Here is a 26,037-nt window from a genome sequence, read left to right on the forward strand (position 1 = left end):
TGGTGGTCATCCCTGGAGCTCGACGACGGACTGGCCGATCTGGACGCCTACTCCCGGGGGCAGCGGGACGACACCCTGGATGCGCTGATCGTTCATGTACGTTCCGTTGGTGGAACCGAGATCCTCGACGTACCACTGATTCCCTTGCGGGTAGATGCGGGCATGGCGGGACGACGAGTAGTCGTCGTCGAGCACGAGGGTGCAGCTCGGCGCTCGGCCGATGAGAATGCCCGACTGCGTGAGCGGGATGGTGGTGCCGGTCAGCGGACCCGCGACCACGACCAGGCGTGTCGGAGCACCGCCGCGGCCCCCGCCGCCGACCATCGGTGCCGGGGCCGGCCCAGGACCCGCCGGAGGTCCGCCCGCAGGCGCGGGCTCCGGCTTGCGGCGGCGCTTCCGAGCCGTGCGCGGACCGGCGAGATCCCGCCGTAGCACGGCGACGGCCGAGAGCACGAACACCCACAGCAGCACCAGGTAACCCAGCCGCAGCAGGGTGAACGTCAACTCGCTCATGAGGGGTCGATCACCAGTCCTCGTTCTCGGCGCCGGCGCTGCCCGACCAGAACATGATCCGGGTACGGCCGATCGTCATGGTGTTGCCGTCGAGCAGCGTGGCCGCGGGGACCTGGTGCCCCTCGACGTACAGCCCGTTCGTGGAGCCCATGTCGGAGGCGATGACGCCGTCGGGCGTGACACGGATCTCCAGGTGGCGGCGGGAGACGCCCGGGTCGTCCACGACGATGTCCGCCTCGGCGTCGCGGCCGATGACCGTCACCGGACCGGTCAGCAGGTAGCGCTGCCCGTCGATGTCGATCAGCGGATGCCGCGCGCTGGGCGAGCCCGAGGTCGCGGGCGCGACGTTTCCCTGCACGCTGCGGGAGCGCACGTTGAAGCGGCCGGGTACGAGCTCGAACACCTCGTCGAACGTCACGCTGACGGGTCCGACGAACGCATAGTGCTGCGTCGCCGCGTAGGCGGTCACGTTCGACGCCAGTTCGTCCGCGAGCGTCTGTGCGCCCCACGCCTCGATCTGGGCGAAGTCGTCCGGGGACAACTCGATCGTGAACTCGTTCGGTGCGACGGTGCGATCCCGCCCGACCACCGCGGCGCGGTCGTCGAGCTCCCGCCGGAGCCGGCTCGCCAGCTCGACAGGCTTCACCTCACCGCGTCCTACCTTGGCGAACGCGTTGTTCATCATGCGCTCCACGCTCTTCTCGAAGCGATCCAGGGCGCCCATGCCACCTCCTTCCCGGCCTGCGCGTGGGCAGACTACATAGATCGTATAGACCGGCAGGTCGCCACAGACCGCAATCTGTGTGGAAGTCCTGCGGAACTTCTCGATCCTGTGCTGTGAGCCTCGGCACTGCCAGTCGGGAGAAGACGGGCGAACCCGCACGCTACCGGAGGTCGGGTCGCTGCGGAACCAGGCCGGACACATATCGGGTTCGGATCCACCCGCCCTGCGTGCTAATCTCTTCCAGCACGCGCGAGTGGCGGAATAGGCAGACGCGCACGGTTCAGGTCCGTGTGCCCGAGAGGGCGTGGGGGTTCAACTCCCCCCTCGCGCACGAGCCGGTAGGCGGGGTGTGTTCGGCAGGGCCGAACCATCCCGCCTTCGTCATTTCTTGTGGGGGCGGAGCCCCCACACCCCGCCCCGGAGGCACGCCCCCGGACCCCGTTTGGGGCTTCGCCCCTTGCCCCCCGTGGTGCGTCGGGTGCGGATGCGGGCACGTCCTCGGGGCGCTGTCCCAGGAAGCGGCGTCATCCAGGGCTCCGGGCAGGTTGCGCCGGGCCTGCGTTCTTCGGGGAGAAGGCCCCATGTTCGGTGGCTCTCGGGCCGTGTGTTCGTGCTGGTCGAGGGGGATCACGGCGGGATTTGTGCCTGGGCATGAACTTTGCGCCACAATCAGCCCCATGCTTGACGTCTCGATCGCCCCAGCTCCGGCGCCTGATGCGCCGTTCGAGGAGCACGTCGACTGGGCCCGCAGCGCTCCCGCGGCCCCGGTCACGCCCGCCACCATGCCGACCGACTACACGAACTCGCCCGTCGGCGATGCCATCACCGTCGATGCGCAGCCGTGGGACTACGAGTCCGAGGCCCGTAAGGCGGTGTCCGGTTCGTCGCACGGTGTGCTCGACCTCGGCACCGGCGACGGCGCAGCCTTCGCCGCGATGGGTCCGCTGCCCGAGGGGTCGGCCGCGACCAGCACCGGCCCCGCCTTCCTGGCCGCCCGCCGCAAGCTCGAGCCGCTGCGCGTGAGCGTGCAGAAGATCGAGGAGATCTGGGCGGAGGAACTTGTGCTCCCGTTCTTCGACGGGCACTTCGCCACGGTGATCAGTCGGTGCGGCCTTGTCAACGCGCACGAGGTGGCCCGCCTCCTGCAGCCCGGCGGCGTGTTCGTCACCGAGCAGTTCGACACGCGCGACGGGTTCGCCATCAACGAGGCGCTTGGCATCCCGGTGGGCTGGGACCCGGACGGCATGACGGTCGACGTGCTCACCGACGCGCTCAAGGCCGAGGGCATGGAGGTCACGCGGGCCGAGCACCACGCGGGCGTGCGGCGGTTCAAGAGCCTCGCGGCCGTGCTCTGGTACCTGAGGACCGTGCCGTGGCAGGTCCCGGACCTGGCACAGCTCGCCCCCGCGGCGGTCGCGGCCCACGAGGCCGGGCTGCGGGGCCTGCACATGCGCTTCGCGGCGGGAGCGGAACTCGTGGACGAGGCACCACGCCTCTTCGTCACGGCACGCAAGCCCCACTGACGACGATCGCATGGGGACATCAGCCGGTCCCCTGGCCGGTCCGCTCGTCAGCGGTCGACACGTCGACCGGACCGGCCGATCGCTCACGGGCGGCCGATCACTCCCGAACCGGCCTGCCGAGCGCCTGGTGCCGCCCCACCACGCGGCGGAGCGTGTCGGCGAGCGTGCCAGGATCGTCGTCGACCAGCGTCACCCGCCCCCGGGCGCGCACGTCCGAGCTCCGCGACGCGGCGGCCGCCTCGATGACGAGACGGCCGTCGTGGGCGATCGTCGGGGCGTGGAGTTCGAGGTCCGTCCAGGAGGGGCAGCGGCGCATGCCGGCCACGTACTCCGGCGGCATGCCGGCCACGTCGAGGAACAGTTCGACCGCGGAGCCAGGGTCACCCTCCGCGACGCACGACTCGACGGCGGCGACGAGGTGCCGCCAGGCGTAGAGGCCCGCGGCGGCGACGTCGTGCGAGGGCTGGTGCACGACGACGGCGGTCACGCGCTCCCCGAGGTCCGCGGCCGCCCGCAGCGCGAGAAACGCCCCGGTGGACATGCCCAGGAGGGCCGCGGGCCCCGCGGCGTCGAGCACGGCGGCGAGGTCCTCGATCTCGCGCGCCACCGCGTACGGCGCGGTGAAACCGCTGGTGCCGCGACCGCGGCGGTCGTAGCGGACGGTGGCGATCGGCGCGCCGGGCCCGTCGTCCCCGGGCATGTCCTCCCCGGGCGTGGCGAGCCGCCGGGCGAGGGCGAGCGTCGCGGGCGGACGGTGCGCCAGGACGCCGTCGACCACGACGAGTACGGAGCTCGCGTCATCGGGTCCGGTGCGGTCGACGGCGATCGTGGTCCCGTCCGCGGAGGTCACGGCCGAGGCCACGGTGAGCAGCGAGGTCATACAGGTACGACGACGGAGCCGGGCGGAAATGATCGCTCGGAGCGAGTGCGGCGCGAGCGTGCGTGGCGGCGATTCGTATTCCCGCGTTCGCCCCGCGGAAAAACCTTTGGCGCCGACCCGCGCACCGCGTAGGTTCCTGCGTACACAAGAAGGGAGGTGATCCGAGATCGTGAAGACACTCGGGACCTGTGAGGTGGTCGCGCGCTAGCAGTCGCGCGACACGAAGTCGACGCGCCGGGCTAGCACGGCGCACGGGACTGGTGGCGAATCCATCGTGACCACCGGGGCCCGCGGGTACCGCGCCCTCGTCCAGCGCGGTGCGGAGGTGCACGGCCTCCGGACCCGCGGGCCTTTTCCATGCGCACGCACGGACTTTCCATGATTGCGCAAGGACTGCGCGACATGTGCGCCGATCCGCCGGGTCGGGACTCGCGGACGCGGCATATTCTCGAAGACGTGGCCGCCGGAGCAGTAGTCCTCGCGGGCGCCGCCGGAACGGTCGGCGCCCAACTGGCGTTCCGGCTCGCCGCGGAGGCCACGGAGCAGCGAGTCGTCGTCCCGGGCGAGGCCCGCGCACCACGGCTGCCCGACGGTTCCCCACTTCCCGACGCCGAGGTCGTCGTCCTCGGCCACGCATCCACCCACGGCGAGATGACCGCCGCCCTCGACGGGGCCGACACCCTGGTCATCGCCGGCACCCACGCCGCGGACCCCGATCCGGTCGACCTCCTGGCCGCCCACCGGTTCCGGCGGGTCGTCCACCTGTCGCAGATCGGCGCCCACGCGCACGCGACCGCCACCCCCGCCCGGAGGCACTGGCGCGTCGAGGAGGCCGTGCGGGCGTCCGGCGCGACCTGGACGGTCCTTCGGGCATCGGTGCAGTTCAGAACACTGGTCCACGCCGTCCGCGACGACGTCCTGCGCGCGCCGGCCGGAACAGGCCGGGTCGCGGCCGTCTCACCGGCCGACATCGCGGACGCCACCACCGCCGTCCTCCTCGACGAACGCGCCCACGCCCACGACGGCGTCACCTACCGGATCACCGGTCCCGAGGCACTCACCGGCACGGACGTGGCCCGGACACTCACGAGGGCCACCGGACGACCGGTGCGTTACGAGCCGATGTCCACCCGAGACGCCTACGCCACCCCGGTGCCCTGGGTGCACGACCTCGACGCCTGGATCTCCTGCTGCGCCGCCGTCGACGCCGGAGTCTTCGAGGAGGTGGACCACGCCGTCGCCCGCCTCGCCGGCCGCCCGGCCCGCACCTTCGAGGACTGGATCGACGACTACCCGAGCGAACTGGCGGCCCTCCGGCCCCGGGGCACAGCGAGGTAGTTGCGCCCGGCAGCGGTTAGATTCGCCGCATGTGGACGCCCGACGTGCTCGACGGCTTCGAGCAGCTCACCCTCGACCTCGAACCCGACGAGGAGGGCGACGTCGTGGCCACCGTGGCTCGGCGGATCGAACCCGGTGAGACGGACGCCGGCGTCGACCTGCTGTACGTGCACGGCTGGAACGACTACTTCTTCCAGGCCCATCTCGCCGATTTCTGGGAATCGCTCGGCGTCCGGTTCCACGCCCTCGACCTGCGCAAGTACGGCCGGTCCCTGCGCGACGGACAGACCCCGAACTACGTCGCCGACCTCGGCACCTACGACGAGGACATCGCGGCGGCGCTCGCGGCCATCGGGCACGCCGGCGAGACACCCAGCCCTCGGCGGCTCCTCCTCATGGGGCACTCGACCGGCGGCCTGGTCCTGAGCCTGTGGGCGTCGCGGCATCCCGGACGCGCCGCCGGCGTCGTGCTCAATGCGCCGTGGCTGGAGCTGCAGGCGCGTGAGGCCGGCCGCCGGGTGCTGGAGCCGGGCGTGCGTGCGGCGGCGGCGATCAACCCCAGGGGACCGGTCGTGTACTACGACCGGGGCCTGTACTCGCGGGCGATCTCCGCCGAGTTCGACGGGGAGTGGACCTATGACACGGAATGGCGTTCCAACCACGGGAGACGTCCGACGCCGGCCTGGATGGCTGCCATCCTCAAGGGGCACGACCAGGTGGCGCACGGGCTGGCGATCGACGCGCCGGTCCTCGTCCTGCTCTCCGCCAGGTCCACGATGCCGACCCGCTGGACCGAGGAGACGCAGCGCACGGACACCGTGCTCGACGTCGTCGGCGTGGCGCGGCGCGTGCCGAACCTCGGTCCGGTGACCACGCTGGTGTGGGTGGACGGCGCGCTGCACGACGTCACCCTCTCGGCGGCACCCGTGCGCGAGGTGGTGTGGCGCGAGACGGCGCGCTGGTTCAGGGGATACGTCACGGCCGACGCGACCCGGCGGGACGCGGCGGACGACGGCGCGGCGCCGCCGCCCACGCCGTGGTGGCGCAGAGCGCTGGCGGCGGCCACGTCCCGTCGCGGAGGCGCGCGCCGGGTGGCGTGATCAGTGCCGCGGGTCCCCGATCGCGGCCAGGAAGAGCGGCCAGGACGTGTCGGTGTGCGTGACGCGCAGCAGATAGGGCCGGTCGACGGTCATGCTGACGTCGCCGAGCGGGGCCGAGGTCGCGGCCATGCCGAGCTCGGTGACCGCGGCGGCGACCGTCCCTTCTGCGTCGACCTGCAGCACCACCTGCTGGAAGGCCTGCGTGAGGACGAGGTCCTGGTCCGAGATGCCGGACAGGTCGGGCTCCTCGTACAGTTCGCCGAGGCCGGCGTCGTGCAGCGCCGCGCACAGGTCGACGGGGCCCGTCTCGAGGTCGAGCGTGGGCATCGTGAGCTCGACCGATCGCGGCTCGGCGGCGGTGAGTTCGGCGTCGAGCGTGGCCCACGTGTCGGCGTCGGGCGCGGCCGGAGCGCCGTCGTCGGACATCGTGCCTGCCTCGTCCGGCGGGAGGATCACGTCGGCGTGGAACCCCGCCGTGTACGGGAGGCGCACCGCCTGCCAGCCGTCGTGCAGGACGTACGCGGCGTTGGGAGTGCCCCAGACGGCCTCGGCCCGGACCTCGCTTCCGTCGGCGAGGGTGAACGGTTCGGCGTCGCGCGTGTCCGTGAAGGGCTGCTGCCAGCGCGCGGCGAGCAGGACGGCGTTCTGCAGCACGAGCCGGAGGTCGGGGTCCGGAGTGATGGCGCTCTCGTCGATCAGGCCGCCGGTGTGCTCGTTCGTCCAGGCGTCGAGGACGGCCTTGCCCTCCTCGCCCCCGAGGTCCGTGCGTTGCACGCCGGCGCCGAACCCTTCGGCGAGGGCGTCGAGGTAGGTGTCCAGCGGGGTGAGCTGGTCGTCGACGACCGCCTGGTTGGCCAGGTGGAGGACAGGGGTGTCCGGGAGCTCGTCGTCCTGGACCACGGCCGGGTCCCCGTCGTACTCCCCGACGGCCCGGGACAGGGCGTTGAACGCGTCGGTGCGCGCACCGCCGGAGGCACCGAGGGCAGCGTCGAGCGCGTCGCGCGTGGTGGTGTCGGCGCCCTCGGCGAGCATGGCGAGGGCGACGGCGAGCGACGCGGGGGAGACGACGGCGTTGGGGCCGCCGTCCGGCCCGGCGCAGGCGGAGCCACCGGGCGGGGAGGCCGGCGCGAGCATCCTCCTGCCGAGCTCGTCCGTCGCGGCGACGACGCCCGGGACCGCGGACGCGTCCGCGACGGCGACCGACTTGCGCTCGACGTCGGAGCGCACGACCCCCGCGCCGGGATCGGGGCCGCCGCACGCCGCCACCGCGAGCGAGAACGGGACGAGAGCCGAGACGGCGGCGGTGCGGACGGCGGGGCGGCGTGAGGAGCGTGGCATCGTGGGACCTCCTGGCGTGCGGGGCCCGCGACCGCGCACCTCGAGCCGGCGTGCCGTGTCTGGCCGCCGGGCGGCGACGGACCGTGACGTTTCACCTTCACCTTGCCTGTGTCCCGCCGGGGCGCGGACTTGCAGGTGGCGCCCGGCCGGGAGGATCAGCCCACGAAGAAGGTCGACGCGAGGAACGCCAGCCCGGCCGCCGGCACGATCAGCGCCGGCCAGGTCCGCCGTCGCGCAGCGAGCACGATCGCCGTGACGAGCAGCGGCACGCTCACGATGCGGCCCACGGCGTAGGCCGGCTCCATCCCGGCGAACCGGTCGAGGAGCACTCCGAGGATCAGGACGGCGCCGGCGAGGGCGATCATGTTCGTGATCGTCAGGATCTCGCCCCTGTACTCGGGGCGCGGCCTGTCGGGCGGTTTGGCGGACACAGCTCTCCTCTGTCGTGAACGTGCAGGTCAGAACAGGTGATACTGGTTCACCGACAGTGTTCGGCCCAGCGTCCGCGGGGTCAAGGAAAGTCGTGCGGCCCTGACCTCCTCCCCCGTGGCCGTCGACCAGGCATCATTGCGCCTATGAAGGTCTCGCGTCGCTCCGCCGTGCCCCCGTTCGCCGTCATGGAGGTGCTCGCCGCCGCGAACGCCCGCCGCGCCGCGGGTGCGGACGTGCTGAACCTCTGCGCCGGTGAGCCGTCCACCGGCGCGTCCGACGTCGTACGCGAGCGCGCGGCCGAGGTGCTGCGCACCGGCGACATCGGCTACACCGAGGCGCTCGGCGTCCCGGCGCTCCGCGAGGAGATCGCCGGCCACTACGGGCGCTGGTACGACCTCGACGTCGACCCCGACCGGATCGCCGTCACGACGGGGTCGAGCGGTGGGTTCCTGCTCGCGTTCCTCGCCGCGTTCGACGTCGGGGATCGCGTGGCGCTGGCGCGCCCGGGCTACCCGGCCTACAAGAACATCCTGTCCGCGCTCGGATGCGAGGTGATCGAGCTCGACTGCGGTCCCGAGACCCGCTACCAGCCAGGTGTCTCGCAGCTGATGGAGGCGTACTACGAGGGTGGGCTCGACGGGCTCGTGGTCGCGAGCCCGGCCAACCCGACCGGGACGATGATCACGCCGGACGAGCTGGACGCGGTCGCCGAGTGGTGCGCGGCACACGATGTACGCCTCATCAGTGACGAGATCTACCACGGCATCGCGTACTCCGACGAGGTCACGCAGGCCACGGCGGCGCGGTACGCGGACCGGGGCGCCGTCGTCGTGAACTCCTTCTCCAAGTACTGGGCCATGACGGGCTGGCGGCTCGGCTGGCTCGTACTGCCCGGCGAACTGGTCGCGCCGGTCGGCGCGCTGGCCGGGAACGTGGCGCTGTCACCACCCGCGCTGGCGCAGCAGGCAGGGATCGCGGCGTTCTCCGCGGAGGGGTATGCGGCCGCCGCGGAGAACGTGGCCCGGTACGCCGACTCGCGCGCGCTGCTGCTGGAACGGCAGGCGGAGCTCGGCTGGGACCCCGTGGCACCCGCGGACGGCGCGTTCTACTTCTACGGGAACATCGCCCGGTTCGGTCTGGACTCGGTGACGTACTGCGAGCGGCTGCTCGCCGAGGCGGACGTGGCGATCACGCCGGGCCTGGACTTCGACGGGGTCGGCGGCGGGGACTGGGTGCGGCTGTCGTTCGCGTCCGCGCCCGACGTCGTCGCGCGGGCGGTGGACCGCATCGCGGCGTGGCACAAGACGCTGTGAGGTGACGGCCGACGACGACGGAGCGGGCGCGCGGTCGCCGTCGGGCCGCGGCACGATGTGGACGATGCGCCTCGTCACCTTCAACATCCAGCACGGGCTGGGCCCCGACGGCCGTTGCGACCGCGAGCGGCTCGCCGACGCCGTACGTTCCCTCGATCCGGACGTCCTGGCCCTGCAGGAGGTGGATCGGTACCAGCCGCGCAGCCGGTTCGCCGATCAGGCGCGGATCTGCGCGGAGGCGATGGGCGCGGTCGACCATCGGTACGTGCCGACCGTGGCCGGCTGGATGAGTGCGCCCGGGCTGCGGTGGCGGGCACGGGGGCGCGAGCGCTACCCCGCGTACGGGATCGCCCTGGCCTCACGGTTCCCGGTGCGGGCATGGCGACGGTGGCGGTTGCCGATGGCGAGCCGCTGGATCGGTCCCGCGCAGCTGGGCGTCGACGAGCCGCGCGCGGCCGTGGCGGCGGAGCTGGAGACGCCGTCGGGCGGCGTCACCGTGTGCGCCACGCACCTCAGCTCGCGCCTGGGCAACGCGTGGGCGCAACTGCCGTGGCTGCGGGACGCCCTCGGCGCCGCGCCCCGGCCGCTCGTGCTGATGGGCGACCTGAACCTGCGCGACGAGGCGCCCGTCACGGTGACGAGGTGGCGAGCGGCGGCCACGGCGCCGACGTTCCCGGTCGGCAGGCCTCGGTTCCAGATCGACCACATCCTGGTCGACGACGACGGTGCGACGCCGGTGGACGGAGAGTCCCGCGCGGTGGACACGGGTCTGTCGGACCATCGGGCGCTGGTGGCCGACGTCCGGCTCGCGTAGTGCGCTCCCGATCGGCGGGTGCGCGGCGCGTTCGGTCGGCGGAGTCCGCGGCGGGTCGCCGGGCGCCGCCGGACACCACCGCCGCGGCACACGTGCCGGCGGCCGTCATCAGACCCGCAGCGTCTGGTGAGGGCCGCCGGCGCGCACCGAGTTGGCGTCCAGAAACACCGAGTTGCTCAGGTCACACCATTCAGGAGTGTGGGGTTTTTGTCACCACACGTCGGTGATTTGCTGATGTGCCCGAGCGGTCCCGCAGGCCGTCGCGTCCGGAATCAGCGGAACGTCGACCGGACCACCGACTCCGCGTGGACCGCGGGCGTGGCGGCGGGGAGATCCGACTGCGCGTCACGGGCCTTGCGGCCCCGCGCGCGGGCCACCATGAACAGCGCGTTCCCGCCGATCGCGATGGCCGCGATGTTCGACGCCGCGGACGGCCACACCCCGTTGAGCGCGGCCACGGCCATGAGGATCGACGCCGCGGACACGTTGGTCGCCTGGAACGCGATCGAGTCGGGACGCCATTTGCCCTGGCTCACCATCGCGTACGCAACAAGTCCAGCAACGGCGCCGACCCAGCCGAGGGCCGTGAGGACGGTCATGAGTGAGAGCACAGAGCACCTCCCGAATCGATTCGAAATTGCGTGGTCAACCCCGGTGGCGGCTGACGCGAGGGGGTAGGTCCGAGTGCCGCTTGACGGGCACGTCAGAGTTGGCAGCACCGGCCGATCGGAGGGGACCGCAGGCCGGTGCCGGAACTATTCTGAACCCCCGAATACCTTCAGCACAATCGAACGTTCGTGGACTCCCGGGTGTAGCATTGCTTCATGGCTGCCGACCCTCGCCGACTCGCATTTCTCTTGGCGGTGCACCGCGCGGGCGGGGTCCTCGCCGCGGCCGACCTGCTCCACGTCACGCCGTCGGCGGTGTCCCAGCAGATCGCCCGGCTGGAGGCCGAGGAGGGGATCACCGTCCTCGACCGCGGCCCTCGCGGCGTCACGCTCACTCCCGCCGGTCGCGTCCTCGCCGAGGCCGCCGAACGCATCGAGTCGGAACTCATCGAGGCGCGCCAGGCGATCGCCGCCCTGGGCGAGGAGGTCACGGGCCGCGTGATGATCGGCGCCTTCCAGACGGCGATCCGCGCCGTCGTCGCCCCCATGCTCGCCACTCTCGCCGAGAAGTTCCCCGGGATCGAGGTCGAGGTCAGCGAGCACGACCCGTTCGAGTCGGTCCGGAAGCTCCGCGCCGGCGACCTCGACGCCGTCATCCTGGACCGCGACGTGGACATGGACGCCCCCGCCCCACGCGGGGTCCACGAGATCCCGCTGCTCGACGAGCCCTGGTGCATCGTCGTGCCGCCGGGAACCGCGGCGCCCGAGCGGCTCGACGAGCTCCCCGGCCTGCCCTGGGTCGGGCCGCTCGCGGACATCGCGGCCGACCGCGCGCTGCGCCGGCTGGCCCGCACGCTCGGCACCGAGATCGTCACCAGGCACTCCTACTACGACTTCGACACGGCGCTCGCGCTGGTCGCCGCCGGTCAGGGCATCGCGATGCTCCCCGCCCTGGCCCTGAAGGAGGAGGACGTGCCCGACGGCGTCACCGTGGTGCGGCTCGCCGGACTCGGATCCCGCCGGCTCGTCGTCCGGCATCGCGTGGGACGCCACGAACCGAGCCCGGCCGTGCGGGCCGTGGTGGACGAGATGGTGGAGTCGGCGCGGGGTATGACGCCGTGACTCACGAGGTCAGCATGAGGTGTCCGAAATACCAAAAGCACCCGCGCGGAATCGTGACCGATTTTTCCCGGGATGCCGGTACCTGAACACCTCTTGGAGGCTCTACGATGCGTCCGTGAACGCTTCACCACACGACCAGCGCCCTGCCCGGGTCCGCACCGATTGGGGACTGGTCGGTGCCCGCGCGCTGACCGATTCGGGAGCGCGCAAATCGCTCGTCGTGGTGATCGACGTTCTGTCCTTCTCGACCTCGGTGACCGTCGCCTGCGAGGCCGGCGCCGGGGTCTATCCGTTCCCGTACCGGGACGTGGCGGGCGCCGCGCGACTCGCACGCACCATGCGAGCCGTTCTCGCCGGGCCGCGCGCCGAGGAGGGCATCAGCCTGTCCCCCGCGTCGCTGCGTGACCTCGACGCCGAGCGGGTCGTGCTGCCGTCGCCCAACGGCTCCATGATCGCCCACACCATCAGCAGCCGTGGTGCGCTCATGATCGTCGGGTGCCTGCGCAACGCCTCCGCGGTCGCGGGCCTGGCCGCCGCGCACCTGGACGCCAACCCCGAGCACGACGTCGTCCTCGTCCCCGCCGGCGAGCACTGGCCCGACGACTCCTTGCGGCCGGCGCTGGAGGACCAGATCGCCGCGGGGGCGATCGCCGCACGGCTGACGGCGATGCTGCCCGACGACGTCACCCGGATCTCGGCCGAGACCGGGGCGGCGATGGCGATGTGGCAGGGCACCTCGGAGCCCGCCGACCTGCTGTTCGGCTCGGTGAGCGGCCGGGAACTGGTGGACAGCGGTTTCGACGAGGACGTGATGATGGCGGCGGAGGCGGACGCGACCGACGTCGTGCCCGTGCTCATGGACGGCGCGTTCGTGCCGCTCGGCCACCGGATCGCGGCCGCCCGACGGGCGAGGCCGACTACGGCTGCCTGAAGTACCCGCTCAGGGCGGCCACGATCGGCAGGTCTCCCTCGATCCAGTCGACGTCGTGCAGTTCCGCCGTGGCGAGCCAGCGCAACTCGTCGTGGTCCTCGAGCGGCTCGGGGTGCCCGTCGATGATCCGCGCGAACCACAGGCGCATGCGGTAGCGCTCCGTGAGCGGCCAGTCGCCGTCGTCGGGCCCGGGCACCTCACGACCGAGGTCCACGGTGACGCCGAGTTCCTCACGCAGTTCGCGGCGCAGCGCCTGGACGGGTGTCTCGCCGTGATCCACCTTGCCGCCGGGGAACTCCCAGCGGCCCGCCAGCGCCGTCGGGCGCGTGCGGCGGGCGGCGAGCATGCGTGTGGGGAGGTCGAGGTCGTCCACCAGTGCGGCGGCGACCACCAGGATCGGGGCGGCCATGCCGAGCATCCTGGCACGCCCCGCCGCATCGGTCAGCCTCGCGTGGCCACGCCGTCACGGCGACGTCCGCCCTGGGCACACGGACGCCACCGCGAACGGCGGAAGAGGCCGACGATCGGGATTCCGGCTCAGCTGTTGTTGCTGTTGAGGCCGAGGCGCTCGGCGCGCTCCACCGCGGCGGCCCGGTTGGACACACCGAGCTTCCGATAGAGGCTTCGTACCTGCGACTTCACGGTGTTGCGCGTGACGAACAGCGTCTCCGCGATCTGCTCGAGGGTCTCTTCCTTGTTCATCAGGCCTTCGAGCACGACACGCTCACGACGGGTCAGGGCGGGACGGTCGGCCACAACGGTGCTCATGCGTTCTCCTTCTGTGCAGCGGCCGTGTCTGGGGCTACGGCCTTGAGGGGTGCTGCTACGGGTAGAGAGTCCGCAGGGCGGATTTCATGACGCGACTTCTCGGACCGATCCGGTTCCGTGACCTTCTCGCAACACAGCGGGAGGCCCGCGCGGCGACCGCACGAACCTCCCGCAGGTGAACTATCAGGTCAGATGCCCGCGTGCGCCATGTACTCCTCGGCGGTGAGCAGTTCGCCCGTGCCGCTCACGTCGACCTTGAACAGCCAGCCCGCCTCGAACGGGGAGGAGCCCACCAGCTCCGGGTCGTCGATCACCGCCTGGTTCACCTCGGTGACGGTCCCGCTGACCGGCGCGTACAACTCGGAGACCGACTTCGTGGACTCGATCTCACCGACCACGGTGCCGTGCTCGATCGTGGCGCCGACCTCGGGCAGTTCCACGAAGACCACGTCGCCGAGCGCTTCGGCGGCGTACGGCGTGATACCGACGGTCGCGGGGGACTCGTCATTCACCCACTCGTGCTCCTTGGTGTACTTCAGCGTGGCGGGATAGTCGGCCATGAGGGCTCCTTGCTCGTGGTGGCTCGATCACTTGGTACGACGGTAGAACGGCAGCGGCACGACGACGAACGGTTCCGTGCGGCCGCGCACGTCCACCGCCAGTTCGGTGCCCTCGGCCGACACCTCGGGAGTCACGTACGCCATCGCGACGGGATACCCGAGCGTGGGAGACGGTGCGCCCGACGTCACCGAGCCGACCTTCGCCCCCGCGGCTCCGTCGGCGGCGCGGCGCACGACGTCGTACCCGGCGCGGGCGGGACGGCGGCCCTCGCCCCGGAGTCCGACGAGGACCCGCGCGGGCGGCGCGTCCTTGCGCGACGCGAGCGCCTCCCGCCCGACGAACGGCAGCGGCCGTCCGTCCGCGGTCTCCTTGTCGAGGCGCACGACGCGGCCCATGCCTGCCTCGAACGGGGTGGTCGTCGTGTCGAGCTCGTGCCCGTACAGGGGCATCCCGGCCTCGAGACGCAATGAATCGCGCGCCGACAGCCCCGCCGGGACCAGCCCGAACGACTCGCCCGCGGCGAGCAGCGCGCGCCACAGCCCGACGGCGCTTCCCGGGGACACCCAGATCTCGAAGCCGTCCTCGCCCGTGTACCCGGTGCGGCCGACGATCACGGCCTCGCCCCGGAACCGCATCGGCGCGCACGCGTAGTACCTGAGGTTCTCGAGCGTGACGCCGCCCGAGGCCTCGGGATCCTCCTCGAACCCGGCGGTGGCGCGGAGGATCTCCTCGGCACGGGGTCCCTGCACCGCGAGCAGCGCGCTCTCCACCGGTGCCACCTCGACATCGAACCTGGCCGCGCGCTGCCGCAGCTGACCGAGTACGACGTCGGTGTTCGCGGCGTTCGCCACCACGAAGTACTCGGACTCGCCCGTGCGGTACACGATCAGGTCGTCGAGCACGCCGCCGTCGTCGGCGCAGATCATCGAGTACCGGGCGCGCAGGAGCTGCACCTGGGAGATCGCTCCGACGAGGGCATGGTCGAGAAACGCGGCGGCGTCCGGCCCGTGCACACCGATGTCCCCCATGTGGGACAGGTCGAACAGCCCGGCGGCCTCGCGCACGGCACGGTGCTCGGCCAGGTCGGAGGTGTAGCGCAGCGGCATCTGCCAGCCGCCGAACCCGGTCATGTGCGCCCCGAGCGCGGCATGCTCCTCGTGCAGCGGGGTCCTCTTGTCGGTCATCTCAGTTCTCCTCCCCGCGGCTGCGGTGATCGACGGCGAAGGCCTCGACCGGCGGGCAGGAGCACACCAGGTTGCGGTCGCCGTGGGCGTCGTCGATGCGCCGCACCGGCGGCCAGTACTTGTCGTGGCGCAGGTGGGGCAGCGGGTACGCGGCGGTCTCGCGCGAGTACGGCTTGGTCCAGTCGGTCGCGCTGACCGACGCCGCCGTGTGCGGTGCGCCCCGAAGCGGCGAGTCCTCGACGGCCCAGCGGCCCGCCGCGACGTCGTCGATCTCCGCGCGGATCGCGAGCATCGCGTCCACGAACCGGTCCAGCTCCGCGAGATCCTCCGACTCCGTGGGCTCGACCATGAGCGTGCCCGCGACCGGGAACGCCAGCGTGGGCGCGTGGAAGCCGTAGTCCTGCAGGCGCTTGGCGACGTCGGCCGCGGTGACGCCGGTCCTCGCCGTGAGGTCCCGCAGGTCGAGGATGCACTCGTGCGCCACCAGGCCGTTCGGGCCGGTGTAGAGCGTGGGGAAGTGCTCGGCGAGCCGCGACGACACGTAGTTCGCCGTGAGCACGGCCGTCTTGCTCGCCTCGGTCAGCCCGTCCGGACCCATGAGGGCGAGGTAGGCGTAGGAGATCGGCAGGATCCCGGCCGACCCGTGGTTCGTGCCGCTGATCGGCGTCCCCGCCGGCCCGCCGCCCGCGCCGTCCGACGACGCCACGGGGTTCCCGGGAAGGAACGGGACCAGGTGCTCCGCCACGGCCACCGGCCCGACGCCCGGCCCGCCGCCGCCGTGCGGGATGCAGAACGTCTTGTGCAGGTTCAGGTGCGACACGTCCCCGCCGAACTCACCCGGCCGGGCCAGCCCGACCAGTGCGTTCAGGTTCGCGCCGTCGATGTACACCTGGCCGCCGGCGCCGTGGACCAGGTCGCACACCTCGCGGACGTGTTCCTCGTAGACGCCGTGCGTGGACGGATACGTGATCATGATCGCCGCGACCTGGGCGCCGTGCTGCTCCAGCTTGGCACGCAGGTCGTCGAGGAGGATCTCGCCGTCGTCGGCCGTCTGCACGACCACCACCCGCAGGCCCGCCAGCGCCGCGGACGCGGCGTTCGTGCCGTGCGCGGACGCCGGGATCAGCACGATGTCGCGCGTCTGCTCGCCGCGGGAGCGGTGGTACTCCTTGATCGCGAGCAGGCCGGCGAACTCGCCCTGCGATCCCGCGTTCGGCTGGACCGAGACCGCGGCGTAGCCGGTGATGTCGGCGAGCTGGGCCTCCAGGGCCGAGATGAGTTCGGCGTAGCCCGCGGTCTGGTCGGACGGGGCGTACGGGTGGATGTTGGCGAACTCCGGCCAGGAGATCGACTCCATCTCGACGGCTGCGTTGAGCTTCATGGTGCAGGAGCCGAGGGGGATCATCGTGCGGTCGAGCGCTAGGTCCTTGTCGGAGAGCTTGCGCAGGTAGCGCATGAGGCTGGTTTCGGAGCGGTGGGTTTGGAAGACCGGGTGCTGGAGGTATTCGGTGTTTCGGGTGAGTTCGGCCGGGAGCGCGGAGGTTCCCTCCGCGACACACTCACGGGCCCCAGGGGGCCCTCCGTTCGGGGAGACGGTTGCGGAGGGAGCCTCCGCGCTCCCGGCCTCGGTTGTCGCGTTTCCTCCCAGGGGGGTGGGGAGGTCGCGGGTGGCGGTCTTGGCCGTCGGTGTGGTTGCTCCGAGGGTGGTGAGGAGGCTGTGGGTGACGGTCTCGACATCCGCTGCGGTTGTGGTTTCGTCGCAGGAGATCTGGATGTGGTTCTCGTCCGGGACGTGAATGTTGTAGCCGGCCTCCGCCGCTGCCCGGGCCAGCTCGGTGGCCTTGCCGGGAACTGCCGCGCGAACCGTGTCGAAGAAGTGGGGGTGCTCGATCTCGATGCCTGCTGTGCGGAGGGTCTCGGCGAGAGTGGTCGCGTGGGTGTGGACCCGTTCCGCGATGGCCTTCAGGCCCTCCGGGCCGTGGTAGACGGCGTACATGCCGGCCACGATGGCCAGAAGGGCCTGGGCCGTGCAGATGTTCGACGTCGCACGCTCGCGGCGGATGTGCTGTTCGCGGGTGGCCAGGGCGAGGCGGTACCCCGGGGCGCCGTCGGCGTCGATCGAGACGCCCACCAGGCGGCCGGGGAGCTGCCGCTCCAGGCCCTTCCGGACCGCCATGTACGCGGCGTGCGGGCCGCCGTAGAAGAGCGGGACGCCGAAGCGCTGCGCGGAGCCGACCGAGAGGTCCGCGCCGAGCTCGCCGGGGCTGATCAGGAGGGTCAGGGCGAGGAGATCGGTGGCGATCGTCACGAGGGCGCCCGACTCCTTGGCCTCCGCCACCACGCCGCGTGCGTCGAGGATCCGGCCGCTCGCGCCCACCTGCTGGGCGACCACGCCCACGAGGTCGCCGTCGGGCAGCGCACCGCCGCCGGAGACGTGGGCGTCGAGGCCCGCACGCAGGCCGGCGCCCAGGTCCACGACCACGACCGGGAGGCCGATCGCCTCCGCGCGGCCGCGGGCGACGGCGAGGGACTGGCCGAAGAGATCGGCGTCGAGGACGACGTACCCGGCCTTGGCCCGCGATGCCCGCCACATCAGGGCGACCGCCTCGGCGACGGCGGTCGCCTCGTCGAGCAGGGAGGCGTTGGCGATCTCCAGACCGGTCAGATCCTCGACCGTCTGCTGGAAGTTGAGGAGCGCCTCGAGGCGGCCCTGGCTGATCTCCGGCTGATAGGGCGTGTAGGCCGTGTACCAGGCGGGCGACTCGAGCACGTTCCGGCGGATGACGGCGGGGGTGTGGGTGTCGTAGAAACCCTGGCCGATCATCTGGCGCTTGACCTGGTTCCTGCCCGCGATGTCGCGCAGGTGCGCCAGGACCTCGGCCTCGCTGCGGGCCTCGGGCACGCCGAGCGGACGCTGGGTGCGGATCGACTTGGGGACGGCTGCCTCGACGAGGGCGTCCACGGTGTCGTAGCCGAGCTGGTCGAGCATCGCGGCGGTCTCGCGGCCACGCGGGCCGAGATGCCGGTCGGCGAAGACAGCCGGTACCGGGTGGTGCTGGTTCACGGGCGGGCTCCTGCGGTCCGGAGGGCGTGAGGGACGACGAAGGGGGTCCCTCCCCGCTCTGTCATCGGACACCGTGTCCCCGGTGCGGGGCTGACGTCGACCTGAGAGTTTTGCCGGTCCGCCTTCCCTCGCGGGACGGGGCACGCCGGCTTGCACCGTCGGTGGAGGCTTCATGGCCCGGCGGTGACCGGGTCGCGAAGCGGCTCGCTTTCCAGAGTTGCCTCGCCACGACGGTACAGGGGGCCTGAGAGATTCCCGGGGAGGATTTGCTCCTTCGGCGCCGGCTCCGGCGTCGTCGTCCACGGGGGTGACGACGCCATGTCCGGACTCTCCCGTCGCGGCTGATGGCGGCACGGTCCAGGAAACCGAACGCGTCGGAACCCCGGGCCGTCGATTCAGTTGTGGGTCCAGCCTACTGGGGCACGGGGGCGCGATGTGACGCGGGGCCCGGCGGAGCCTCGCGCTCGGACCAGGGGCCGCCCGCAGCACGCCCCGGCCGCGCTCCCGGATGCCGTTCGATCGCCGCTACGCTTGCCCCATGACGAACTTCCAGGTTGCCCACCGTGACAAGCAGGAGCCGACGGCGGCCCTCCTGGTGCGCGTGATCGTGTGCTTCGCCCTGTTCGCGGGCGGTCTCGCCCTGATCGGCGTCGGAACCGCCGCCGGGCCGTCCGAGGACCTCGGCGGCGCGCTCGCGTTCACCGGTGGCATCCTCCTGGTCGGCCTGTCCTTCGGCCTCCCGATGCTGGGCGCCCACGAGCGCTGACGTACCCGGCTTCCGAGCCCCGATTTCACCCTGCAGCCGGGCATATCGGGGCGCGGCGTGTGCCAGGATGAGCGACGGTGCCGTCTTCGACGGGCCATTTCCTTTCCTTTCTTTTCTTCCTCCCAGAGGTTGATCCATGCGCTCATTGCTGCGTTCTGCCGTAGTCGCCCTGTCTGCGGGTGCTGTCCTGCTCGGCGGGCTCGTCACTCCGCTCGCCCCCACCGCCGAGGCCGCGACAAGGAAGGATTCGCTTCGCGTCGAGACGTCGGCGGGACCGCTCGACGTCACCTACTCCGTCTCGGATGTGGTGACGGGCACGGCGCCTCGTGTCGCTCGCGTGAACTTCGTCTTCAACCCGCACGGCAAGTCGCTCAGGCTGAGCGCCTCGGGCAAGAGCGCGATCTTCGTGGAGAGCAGAAGCGACGGGTACGGCGAGCGCGTATACCTCGTGAAGGACTCGGGCACGAGGGCGCACGCCGATTTCTACCTCGACGCGAGCGACCCCGCGGGCACCTATGACATCCACCTCGAGCTTGCGTTCACCCTCGACGGCGAGGGCAACTTCGGGACGTACGAGGAGTCCGCGCTGTCGTTCTCGGTGAAGCGCCAGACGAAGGCGGCAGTCACGGCGAGGCGGTCGGGCTCGTCGGTAGTCGTCTCGGGCTCGCTCAGGCGTGCTGTGCCGCAGTACTACAACACGGAGGTGGGCCTCAAGCGCTACCCCGACGCCAAGATGGCTCTCTACTTCGACCCCGACGGCAGTGCCGGCCCGGTCTACAAGGCGACCGTCACGACGTCGTCGAAGGGGACGTTCAGCAAGAAACTGGCCTACCCGGGCGCTGGGCGCTGGATCGCCCGGTTCAAGGGCAACTGGGGGTACGCGCGGTCGAACGTGAGGCCCACCGGCAAGCTTGCCCCCAGCGCCGATCTCACGAAGACGGTCAAGTACACCGAGCCCGACAACGGCATCACGATGTCGCTGAAGACGGCTGCGAGGAATGTGACCGTTGTCGGGTCGAACGACTCCCGGATGCGTGTTGACGTCACGGGCGCCGTCAGTTCCGGCCGACTGTCTCTCGGCGTGGACTACGTCTGCGCGACGAGCCGAATCGGCCGCTACGACTGGTACTGCAGCCCCGCCGTCAAGGTGAGCCGTACGCACTACTACGCCAACTTCTGGATCGGTGCGGACGACCCCGCGAGCGTCTACGATCTTGCCGTCTGGGGTGATTTCCGGCTGGACAAGAACTCGGACGGGAACTATGAGGACTACATCGACTTTCCGGCCGACTCCGGACTCGCCAGTTTCACGGTCACCAAGCGTCCCAACCTGAGGACGACCGTGAGTGACACGACGGCCCGCGTCGGGCGCACCGTGAAGGTCTCCGGAACGCTCAAGGTCCCGACGCAGGCCGACAAGTACAACCTGCGTGGCTACCACCCGCTCTCCGGGCAGAAGCTTCGGATCTACTTCGACCCGGCAGGTTCTGCCGGGCCCGTGCTCAAGGCCAAGGTGACCACGGGTTCGACCGGCTGGTACTCGAAGTCGTTCACGGCGCGGAAGTCCGGAACCTGGATCGTCAAGTACGCGGGGCACTCCAGCCGCTACCTCGGGGCGACGTCGAAGAAGGTGTGGATGTCGGTCCGCTGAGCCGGCTCCGGCGCGGGTTCAGCGCGCACCACACCGGAACGCTCGTCCGGCGGGGTGACCGGCTCGGCCGGCGCCGCCGGAGCCGCGCGGGGACGACGTCACCGTCCCCGCGCGGCCTCCGCGTCACAGCCGGGTGATGCGGATCGCGTCCGCGACGACGTAGGCCGAGCCGCCTGTCCAGCGGCTGACGGCCACGACCGTCCGGGTGCCCGCCGTCATCGAGTACGTGCCGAGGGACAACCAGGCGCCGCCGCCGGTCGACTGGTCCACGCGGACCGTCGACTGTCCCGCGCCCGTGTACACGATGAACGGCGTCGACGTGTTGTAGCCGGAGATGCCCGGGAACCAGGCCTCGACCCGGTAGGACCCGTTCGACGGGATCGTTGCCCGGTACGTCGCGAGGTCGCTCACCTCGGCCGGCGTCGTGTACCGGTAGTTGGAGCCGTACCGCTCGCTCGAGTACGACGACGTCAGCCAGTTCCCGCTCGCGGAGAACGCGCTGGAGGTGTTGTCGATGGTCACGGACCAGGAGGTGCCGTTCAGCGCCGCGGCCACCTCGCTGCGCAGCTGCGGCAGCATCGAGTAGAGCACGTCGCCCGGGCACGCCGTCGCGCGGAAGTCCCGGTGACCGTAGATCTGCGTGGGCGCGATGTCGTACTGCTGGCAGATGTACGCGCACAGGTCGACCAGGCTGTTCCACAGCTGGGCGGGCGGGGCGACGTTCGTGTACGTGCCCTGGTTCTCGATGCCGATCGCGTCGCTGTTCTGGCCGGGGCAGTGGGCGCCGACAACGGTATGGGTGCCCGCCCGCAGGCCGTTCAGGCTGCCTCGCCGGCCCTCCATGACGTATCCGCCACGGCTGACGGACAGGTGCTGGCCGGAGTCGACCCAGCCGTTCGCGAAGTGCCACTGCTGCACGTCGCGGGCGATCCGGTAGGCCGCCGCCTGTGAGTAGTCGGTGACGTTCGCGGAGGCCATGTGGTGGATCAGGATCTTGTTGGGCCGGCCCGACGTCGTCGAGATCGTGCCGCGCGGGGCCTCGGCGCCCCACGTGTCGCAGCTCGCGATGGTCGGCGCCGCCAGCGTGACACCCGCGGCGGTGCCCGCGGGCGCGTCGGAGGGGGCTTCCGGCGCGGGCGCGAGGCTCGGCTCGCGAGGCCCGGACGGAGCGGCGATCGCGGGCGCGGCGGCCGCGGGGAGCGCGGCACTCGCGCCGGCGGCTCCGAGGCCGACGACGACGGCTCCGCGGAGCAGACCGCGGCGATCCATCGCGTGGTGAGTGTGTTCCTGCGGGTCCTGGGCGTGCTCGTGTGGGTGGTGCACGGGTCCTCCACGTCGGCGAGATGCGAAAGGGGCAGGTCAAGCCCGAGTATCGCAACGGCCACGTCGGAGCGGCTACATTCCGCCTACATCACACCTACGTCATACCCCCGACGTGATGACGTGATGGACACCGGCCGCGTGGTCATGGCCCCGAGGCCGGCGTCACCGGCACGAGGTTCGCGCGCCTCACCCGAGACGGGCGGTCGGCAACCTCATGCCGGTGATGCCGACCTCGTGCCGGCACCAGCCCTAGAGACTGGCCCGGACCTCCCGGGCCGCCGCGACCAGGTTGGTCAGCGACGCCGTCGTCTCCTCGTAGCCGCGGGTTTTCAGGCCGCAGTCCGGGTTCACCCACACGAGCCGCGGATCGATCTCGGCCACGGCGAGCTTCAGCAGGTCCGAGACCTGGCCGTCGGACGGCACGCGCGGGCTGTGGATGTCCCACACCCCCGGCCCGATCCCCCGCGCGTACCCGGCCGAGGCGAGGCCCGGGACGATCTCCATCCGGGACCGCGCGGCCTCGACGGACGTGACATCCGCGTCGAGGTCGTCGATCGCGCCGACGATGTCGCCGAACTCCGAGTAGCACAGGTGCGTGTGGATCTGCGTCGAGGGGGCGGCGCCCGACGTCGTCAGCCGGAACGACCGCACCGACCAGTCGAGGTACGCGGGCTGTGCCGCGGCGTCGAGCGGGAGCAGCTCCCGCAGTGCCGCCTCGTCCACCTGCACGATGGCGATGCCGGCCGTCTCCAGGTCCGCGACCTCGTCGCGCAGCGCGAGCGCGACCTGGTTCGCGGTGTCGGCCAGCGGCTGGTCGTCCCGCACGAACGACCACGCCAGGATCGTCACCGGGCCGGTCAGCATCCCCTTGACCGGCTTCTCGGTGAGCGACGCCGCATACGTGGCCCACGGCACGGTGATGGGCTCCGGGCGCGACACGTCACCCCACAGGATCGGCGGACGGACGCACCGCGATCCGTACGACTGCACCCAGCCGTGCACGGTCGTCGCGAACCCGGCCAGGCGCTCCGCGAAGTACTGCACCATGTCGTTGCGCTCGGGCTCCCCGTGCACGAGCACGTCGAGGCCGAGCTCCTCCTGCAGCGCGACGACGCGTGCGATCTCCTCGCGGATCCGCGCCTCGTAGTCGGCGTCCGTGAGGTCGCCGCGAGTCCAGGCGGCGCGGGTCGTGCGGATCTCGGTCGTCTGCGGGAAGGAGCCGATGGTCGTGGTCGGCAGGGGCGGCAGGTCCAGTCGCGTGCGCTGCGCGGCGGCTCGGTCGGCGTAGGGGGCGCGCGCGAAGTCGCCGTCGGACAGCCGCGCGAGCCGGTCCCGTACCGCGGGGACGACGACGCCGGCCGCGTCCGCCCGCCCTGTGACGGCCGCCGTGGCCTCGGCCAGCTGCGGCTCCACCGCCGCCCGGCCCTCACGCAGCCCGCGGGCGAGGGTGACGACCTCCCCGACCTTCTGGTCGGCGAACGCCAGCCATCCGGCCAGCGCCGGGTCGAGCCGCGGTTCGTCCGCGACGTCGTGCGGCACGTGCAGCAGAGACGTGGACGTGCCGACGGCGATCGCGCCCGCGCCCGTCCCCCGCAGGGACTCCAGGAGGTCGAGCCGCGCGGCGAGGTCGGCGCGCCAGATGTTGTGGCCGTCGATCACGCCCGCGACGAGGGTCTTCGACGCGAGCCCAGGAACGGCGAGTCCGGCGCCGCGCGCGGCGTTCCCGGGACCGCCGTCGGCGGCGTCCTGGACGGCCGGTCGCGACGAGGGCGCGGTGCCGCGCACGAGGTCCAGCGCGATCGCCTCGACGTCGGTCCCGGCGAGCAGCTCCAGGCGGTCACCGGACTCGCGCCGCAGGTCGCCGAACGGCGCCGCGACGAGGATCTGCGGGCGTCCGGCCCCTGCTTCCGGGGCGGTGAGCGTGGCGTACGCCCGGCGGACGGCGTCGGACACGGTCCTCGGCGCCGACTCGGGCTCGTTCCGGTCCTGGCCCGGGCCGGTCGGCCCGTCGAACGGGACACCGATCAGGTCGCTGACGAGCGCGGGCTCGTCGAGCTGCACCCAGGGCGCCCCGGCGGCGGCGAGCGCGGCGAGCAGCTCGCGGTAGGCGGCCACGACGTCGTCCAGGCGGCTCAGCGGGGAGAAGTCCTCCGGCGCGCCGTCCTCGGGTTTGCTGAGCAGCAGGTAGGTCACCGGACCGACGACGACCGGGCGCGTCACGACGGGCGTGCCGCCGTCGGACGGGCGAGCGGCCTCGGTGAACTCGCGGACGATGCGGTCGTCGGCGAATCCGATGGGCGTCTCCGGCCCGATCTCCGGAACGAGGTAGTGGTAGTTCGTGTCGAACCACTTGGTCAGCTCGAGGGGCGGCTGATCGGCCGTGCCGCGGGCGAGGGCGAAGTACGCCTCGGTGGAGATGCCGGTGGCGGATCCCGTGGGCGCGAGTCCGGCCCGGTCTCCCGTCGACGCCCCGGCGACGGACTCCGCCGCGGAGGACGCGGCAAGGTGCCCGAAGCGGGCCGGGATCGCGCCGAGCGTCGCGGTGACGTCGAGGACCTGGTCGTAGCGAGAGAACGAGTTCGGGACGGCACCCGTCCCCGGGTCCAGGCCGAGTTCCACCAGGCGCCGCACGGTGGCGAGGCGCAGCTCACGGGACGTGCGCTCCAGGTCGTCCGCCGTCGTCGTACCGGCCCAGTACGACTCGAGCGCGCGCTTGAGCTCGCGCCGCCGCCCGATCCGGGGATAGCCGAGCGCGGTGGCGTGCGGGAAGTCGGGGCGCGGGGAGTCCGGCGCGGTCGTGTCAGTCATCTCAGCTCCATCGCACCTGGCATTGAGCACCGTGCCCCCGGGCGGGGGTGGTTGCTGCGGCGTCGTCGAGCCAGGTCTCTCGGCCGCTCTGGATGGGTGTACGTGCCTCCGTGGAGAGGCGGGGCCTCGGCGTGGTCGCACGGGCTCTCAGGGCCCGCGCGACCTCTCAGGCCGAGGTGGTCGTGAGGCCGACGCCGGACAGGAGGTCCAGCGCCGGGCGGTGCTTGTTGAACGTGTAGACGTGGATGCCGGGTGCGCCCGCGTCCAGGACGGCGCGGGCGAGGCGTACCGAGTGCTCGATGCCGCGGGCGTGCTGTGCCTCGGTGTCGGGCGAGCCGTCGTCGAGCCGCAGGCCCTCGAGCTCCGCGAGCAGCTCCCGCGGCGGTACGACGCCGGTCAGCTCCTCCACGCGGCGCAGACGGCGCGGCTCCGTCGTGGGGATGACTCCCGCGAGGATCGGGATCGTCACTCCGGCCCTCCGGGCCGCCTCCACGAAGCCGGTGTACGACTCGGCCTCGTAGAACAGCTGCGTGATCGCGAAGGACGCGCCCGCCTCCTGCTTCTCCAGGAGCCGGACGACCTCCTGCTCGCGCGTGGTGCCCGCGTCCGCGTTGCCGTTCGGGAACGTCGCCACGGCGATGGTGAGCGGCTTGGTCGCGCCGCGGAGCGCGGTGGCCGGGCTGGCGGCGCAGCGGCGCTCCTCGACGGTACGAAGGAGCCGGACGAGCTCGATGCTGGAGTGCACGCCGTCGGCCGGCGGCCGCCAGTCCGGCTGGTCCTTCGGGGGGTCGCCGCGCAGGGCCAGGAAGGTGCGCACGCCGGCGTCGAGGAAGTCGTCGATGACCTCCGACACGTCCTCACGGGACGCGCCGACACAGGTCAGGTGCGCGACCGGGAGGACCGGCGTGCCCTCCAGGAGCTTGGCCACGACATCGCGTGCCGTGGCGCGGTCGCCCCCGCCCGCACCGTAGGTGACGGAGACGAAGTCGGGCTGCGTCGCGACGAGCCGGTGGGCGGTCTCCCAGAACTTCGGCGCCACGTCGGGTCGGCGCGGCGGCATGAGCTCGAACGAGATCGTCGGCCGGCTCGGGTGCGGCGTCTCGACAGCCATAGGTGATGCTCCCATCGCACCTGGCGTTAGCACCTTGTCGGCTCCGGCACGGAGCGACAGGTTGCTGCGGTGTCAGCGAGCCAGGACTCTCGACCGCTCTGGATGGTGAGCCCTCATGGTCACACATGCCCGCCATGCGATCCAGATTCCGCTCACGTGCTGAGA

23 protein-coding genes, 1 tRNA gene and 3 riboswitches are annotated in these 26,037 nt (G+C 71.9%); of the genes, 10 read left to right on the forward strand and 14 right to left on the reverse strand.

The window, feature by feature from the left end:
- Window positions 1-6: 6 nt before the first annotated feature.
- Together IIE03_RS19460 and IIE03_RS19465 are read right to left on the reverse strand one after the other, a co-directional pair.
- A complete protein-coding gene (locus IIE03_RS19460) occupies window positions 7-513 on the reverse strand; it encodes an FHA domain-containing protein FhaB/FipA (protein ID WP_192864430.1) in 507 nt (168 codons plus the stop codon).
- Between the two features lie 10 nt (window positions 514-523).
- Window positions 524-1,237, reverse strand: a complete 714-nt coding sequence (locus IIE03_RS19465) for an FhaA domain-containing protein (RefSeq protein WP_123816171.1) — start codon at window positions 1,235-1,237, stop codon at window positions 524-526.
- 247 nt (window positions 1,238-1,484) lie between these two features.
- On the opposite strand from IIE03_RS19465, the gene IIE03_RS19470 reads away from it, so the two are divergent.
- Together IIE03_RS19470 and IIE03_RS19475 are read left to right on the forward strand one after the other, a co-directional pair.
- Window positions 1,485-1,568 (forward strand) — tRNA-Leu (locus IIE03_RS19470).
- 346 nt (window positions 1,569-1,914) lie between these two features.
- Entirely contained in the window at window positions 1,915-2,760 is an 846-nt protein-coding gene (locus IIE03_RS19475; protein WP_192864431.1) for a class I SAM-dependent methyltransferase, read from the forward strand.
- A 97-nt stretch (window positions 2,761-2,857) separates the two neighbouring features.
- Here the strand turns inward: IIE03_RS19475 and IIE03_RS19480 are convergent, their stop codons facing one another.
- A complete protein-coding gene (locus tag IIE03_RS19480; RefSeq protein WP_192864432.1) occupies window positions 2,858-3,640 on the reverse strand; it encodes an alpha/beta fold hydrolase in 783 nt (260 codons plus the stop codon).
- Between the two features lie 456 nt (window positions 3,641-4,096).
- Here IIE03_RS19480 and IIE03_RS19485 point away from each other — a divergent pair, with 456 nt between their 5' ends.
- Both IIE03_RS19485 and IIE03_RS19490 read left to right on the forward strand, forming a co-directional pair.
- Window positions 4,097-4,978, forward strand: a complete 882-nt coding sequence (locus IIE03_RS19485; protein ID WP_192864433.1) for an NAD(P)H-binding protein — start codon at window positions 4,097-4,099, stop codon at window positions 4,976-4,978.
- A gap of 29 nt (window positions 4,979-5,007) precedes the next feature.
- Window positions 5,008-6,078, forward strand: a complete 1,071-nt coding sequence (locus IIE03_RS19490) for an alpha/beta hydrolase (RefSeq protein ID WP_192864434.1) — start codon at window positions 5,008-5,010, stop codon at window positions 6,076-6,078.
- Here the strand turns inward: IIE03_RS19490 and IIE03_RS19495 are convergent, their stop codons facing one another.
- Together IIE03_RS19495 and IIE03_RS19500 are read right to left on the reverse strand one after the other, a co-directional pair.
- The gene (locus tag IIE03_RS19495; RefSeq protein WP_225998041.1) at window positions 6,079-7,416 is read right to left on the reverse strand and encodes a serpin family protein; all 1,338 of its coding nucleotides are present in this window, start codon (window positions 7,414-7,416) and stop codon (window positions 6,079-6,081) included. It lies immediately after the preceding gene.
- A 155-nt stretch (window positions 7,417-7,571) separates the two neighbouring features.
- Entirely contained in the window at window positions 7,572-7,847 is a 276-nt protein-coding gene (locus tag IIE03_RS19500) for a hypothetical protein (RefSeq protein WP_192864435.1), read from the reverse strand.
- A gap of 144 nt (window positions 7,848-7,991) precedes the next feature.
- Between IIE03_RS19500 and IIE03_RS19505 the strand changes: the two genes are divergently transcribed.
- Together IIE03_RS19505 and IIE03_RS19510 are read left to right on the forward strand one after the other, a co-directional pair.
- On the forward strand, window positions 7,992-9,161 hold the full coding sequence (locus IIE03_RS19505; protein WP_192864436.1) for a pyridoxal phosphate-dependent aminotransferase: 1,170 nt from the start codon (window positions 7,992-7,994) through the stop codon (window positions 9,159-9,161).
- Between the two features lies 1 nt (window position 9,162).
- Window positions 9,163-9,975: an endonuclease/exonuclease/phosphatase family protein gene (locus IIE03_RS19510; protein ID WP_318843076.1), complete on the forward strand. Its 813-nt coding sequence runs from the start codon at window positions 9,163-9,165 to the stop codon at window positions 9,973-9,975.
- 272 nt (window positions 9,976-10,247) lie between these two features.
- On the opposite strand, the gene IIE03_RS19515 is transcribed toward IIE03_RS19510, so the two are convergent.
- Window positions 10,248-10,574 (reverse strand): hypothetical protein, encoded by a 327-nt coding sequence (locus IIE03_RS19515; RefSeq protein WP_192864437.1) that lies wholly within the window; start codon window positions 10,572-10,574, stop codon window positions 10,248-10,250.
- Window positions 10,575-10,799: 225 nt separating this feature from the next.
- On the opposite strand from IIE03_RS19515, the gene IIE03_RS19520 reads away from it, so the two are divergent.
- Window positions 10,800-11,705 (forward strand): LysR family transcriptional regulator, encoded by a 906-nt coding sequence (locus IIE03_RS19520; RefSeq protein ID WP_192864438.1) that lies wholly within the window; start codon window positions 10,800-10,802, stop codon window positions 11,703-11,705.
- 115 nt (window positions 11,706-11,820) lie between these two features.
- A complete protein-coding gene (locus tag IIE03_RS19525; RefSeq protein WP_318843077.1) occupies window positions 11,821-12,636 on the forward strand; it encodes a 2-phosphosulfolactate phosphatase in 816 nt (271 codons plus the stop codon).
- Here the strand turns inward: IIE03_RS19525 and IIE03_RS19530 are convergent.
- From IIE03_RS19530 to gcvPB, 5 genes are all read right to left on the reverse strand, one after another.
- Window positions 12,623-13,045, reverse strand: a complete 423-nt coding sequence (locus IIE03_RS19530) for a (deoxy)nucleoside triphosphate pyrophosphohydrolase (protein ID WP_192864439.1) — start codon at window positions 13,043-13,045, stop codon at window positions 12,623-12,625. The genes IIE03_RS19525 and IIE03_RS19530 overlap by 14 nt on opposite strands.
- Window positions 13,046-13,173: 128 nt before the next feature.
- Window positions 13,174-13,404: a response regulator transcription factor gene (locus tag IIE03_RS19535; RefSeq protein ID WP_192864440.1), complete on the reverse strand. Its 231-nt coding sequence runs from the start codon at window positions 13,402-13,404 to the stop codon at window positions 13,174-13,176.
- 188 nt (window positions 13,405-13,592) lie between these two features.
- Window positions 13,593-13,964 carry a glycine cleavage system protein GcvH gene (gcvH, locus tag IIE03_RS19540; protein ID WP_192864441.1) on the reverse strand — a complete coding sequence of 124 codons (372 nt, stop codon included), beginning with the start codon at window positions 13,962-13,964 and terminating at the stop codon, window positions 13,593-13,595.
- A gap of 27 nt (window positions 13,965-13,991) precedes the next feature.
- Window positions 13,992-15,149, reverse strand: coding sequence for a glycine cleavage system aminomethyltransferase GcvT (gene gcvT, locus IIE03_RS19545; RefSeq protein WP_192864442.1), 1,158 nt, complete (start codon window positions 15,147-15,149; stop codon window positions 13,992-13,994).
- 1 nt (window position 15,150) lies between these two features.
- Window positions 15,151-18,213, reverse strand: coding sequence for an aminomethyl-transferring glycine dehydrogenase subunit GcvPB (gene gcvPB / locus IIE03_RS19550; protein ID WP_318843078.1), 3,063 nt, complete (start codon window positions 18,211-18,213; stop codon window positions 15,151-15,153).
- A gap of 221 nt (window positions 18,214-18,434) precedes the next feature.
- A riboswitch (glycine riboswitch) is annotated at window positions 18,435-18,558 on the reverse strand.
- A gap of 193 nt (window positions 18,559-18,751) precedes the next feature.
- Between gcvPB and IIE03_RS19555 the strand changes: the two genes are divergently transcribed.
- Both IIE03_RS19555 and IIE03_RS19560 read left to right on the forward strand, forming a co-directional pair.
- Window positions 18,752-18,979 (forward strand): hypothetical protein, encoded by a 228-nt coding sequence (locus tag IIE03_RS19555; protein ID WP_192864444.1) that lies wholly within the window; start codon window positions 18,752-18,754, stop codon window positions 18,977-18,979.
- 136 nt (window positions 18,980-19,115) lie between these two features.
- Window positions 19,116-20,630, forward strand: coding sequence for a hypothetical protein (locus tag IIE03_RS19560; RefSeq protein WP_192864445.1), 1,515 nt, complete (start codon window positions 19,116-19,118; stop codon window positions 20,628-20,630).
- Between the two features lie 123 nt (window positions 20,631-20,753).
- On the opposite strand, the gene IIE03_RS19565 is transcribed toward IIE03_RS19560, so the two are convergent.
- The 3 genes from IIE03_RS19565 to IIE03_RS19575 form a co-directional block, all read right to left on the reverse strand.
- Window positions 20,754-21,953 carry a golvesin C-terminal-like domain-containing protein gene (locus IIE03_RS19565; protein ID WP_318843079.1) on the reverse strand — a complete coding sequence of 400 codons (1,200 nt, stop codon included), beginning with the start codon at window positions 21,951-21,953 and terminating at the stop codon, window positions 20,754-20,756.
- A gap of 249 nt (window positions 21,954-22,202) precedes the next feature.
- Window positions 22,203-24,761 carry a 5-methyltetrahydropteroyltriglutamate--homocysteine S-methyltransferase gene (metE, locus tag IIE03_RS19570; protein WP_192864446.1) on the reverse strand — a complete coding sequence of 853 codons (2,559 nt, stop codon included), beginning with the start codon at window positions 24,759-24,761 and terminating at the stop codon, window positions 22,203-22,205.
- A riboswitch (SAM riboswitch) is annotated at window positions 24,755-24,860 on the reverse strand. It overlaps the preceding gene by 7 nt.
- Before the next feature lie 67 nt (window positions 24,861-24,927).
- Complete coding sequence (locus tag IIE03_RS19575) at window positions 24,928-25,872, reverse strand: methylenetetrahydrofolate reductase (RefSeq protein ID WP_225998042.1); 945 nt, start codon at window positions 25,870-25,872, stop codon at window positions 24,928-24,930.
- 8 nt (window positions 25,873-25,880) lie between these two features.
- A riboswitch (SAM riboswitch) is annotated at window positions 25,881-25,982 on the reverse strand.
- Window positions 25,983-26,037 lie beyond the last annotated feature (55 nt).

It is taken from the genome of Myceligenerans pegani (genome assembly GCF_014892515.1).
Taxonomy (GTDB): Bacteria; Actinomycetota; Actinomycetes; order Actinomycetales; family Cellulomonadaceae; genus Myceligenerans; species Myceligenerans pegani.

Excerpts from the sequence above, each read along its gene's own strand:
- IIE03_RS19460 (WP_192864430.1), bottom strand. The coding sequence starts at position 513 with ATGAGCGAGTTGACGTTCACCCTGCTGCGGCTGGGTTACCTGGTGCTG.
- IIE03_RS19465 (WP_123816171.1), bottom strand. The coding sequence starts at position 1,237 with ATGGGCGCCCTGGATCGCTTCGAGAAGAGCGTGGAGCGCATGATGAAC.
- IIE03_RS19475 (WP_192864431.1), top strand. The coding sequence starts at position 1,915 with ATGCTTGACGTCTCGATCGCCCCAGCTCCGGCGCCTGATGCGCCGTTC.
- IIE03_RS19480 (WP_192864432.1), bottom strand. The coding sequence starts at position 3,640 with ATGACCTCGCTGCTCACCGTGGCCTCGGCCGTGACCTCCGCGGACGGG.
- IIE03_RS19490 (WP_192864434.1), top strand. The coding sequence starts at position 5,008 with ATGTGGACGCCCGACGTGCTCGACGGCTTCGAGCAGCTCACCCTCGAC.
- IIE03_RS19495 (WP_225998041.1), bottom strand. The coding sequence starts at position 7,416 with ATGCCACGCTCCTCACGCCGCCCCGCCGTCCGCACCGCCGCCGTCTCG.
- IIE03_RS19505 (WP_192864436.1), top strand. The coding sequence starts at position 7,992 with ATGAAGGTCTCGCGTCGCTCCGCCGTGCCCCCGTTCGCCGTCATGGAG.
- IIE03_RS19515 (WP_192864437.1), bottom strand. The coding sequence starts at position 10,574 with ATGACCGTCCTCACGGCCCTCGGCTGGGTCGGCGCCGTTGCTGGACTT.
- IIE03_RS19520 (WP_192864438.1), top strand. The coding sequence starts at position 10,800 with ATGGCTGCCGACCCTCGCCGACTCGCATTTCTCTTGGCGGTGCACCGC.
- IIE03_RS19530 (WP_192864439.1), bottom strand. The coding sequence starts at position 13,045 with ATGGCCGCCCCGATCCTGGTGGTCGCCGCCGCACTGGTGGACGACCTC.
- IIE03_RS19535 (WP_192864440.1), bottom strand. The coding sequence starts at position 13,404 with ATGAGCACCGTTGTGGCCGACCGTCCCGCCCTGACCCGTCGTGAGCGT.
- gcvH (WP_192864441.1), bottom strand. The coding sequence starts at position 13,964 with ATGGCCGACTATCCCGCCACGCTGAAGTACACCAAGGAGCACGAGTGG.
- gcvT (WP_192864442.1), bottom strand. The coding sequence starts at position 15,149 with ATGACCGACAAGAGGACCCCGCTGCACGAGGAGCATGCCGCGCTCGGG.
- IIE03_RS19555 (WP_192864444.1), top strand. The coding sequence starts at position 18,752 with ATGACGAACTTCCAGGTTGCCCACCGTGACAAGCAGGAGCCGACGGCG.
- IIE03_RS19560 (WP_192864445.1), top strand. The coding sequence starts at position 19,116 with ATGCGCTCATTGCTGCGTTCTGCCGTAGTCGCCCTGTCTGCGGGTGCT.
- metE (WP_192864446.1), bottom strand. The coding sequence starts at position 24,761 with ATGACTGACACGACCGCGCCGGACTCCCCGCGCCCCGACTTCCCGCAC.
- IIE03_RS19575 (WP_225998042.1), bottom strand. The coding sequence starts at position 25,872 with ATGGCTGTCGAGACGCCGCACCCGAGCCGGCCGACGATCTCGTTCGAG.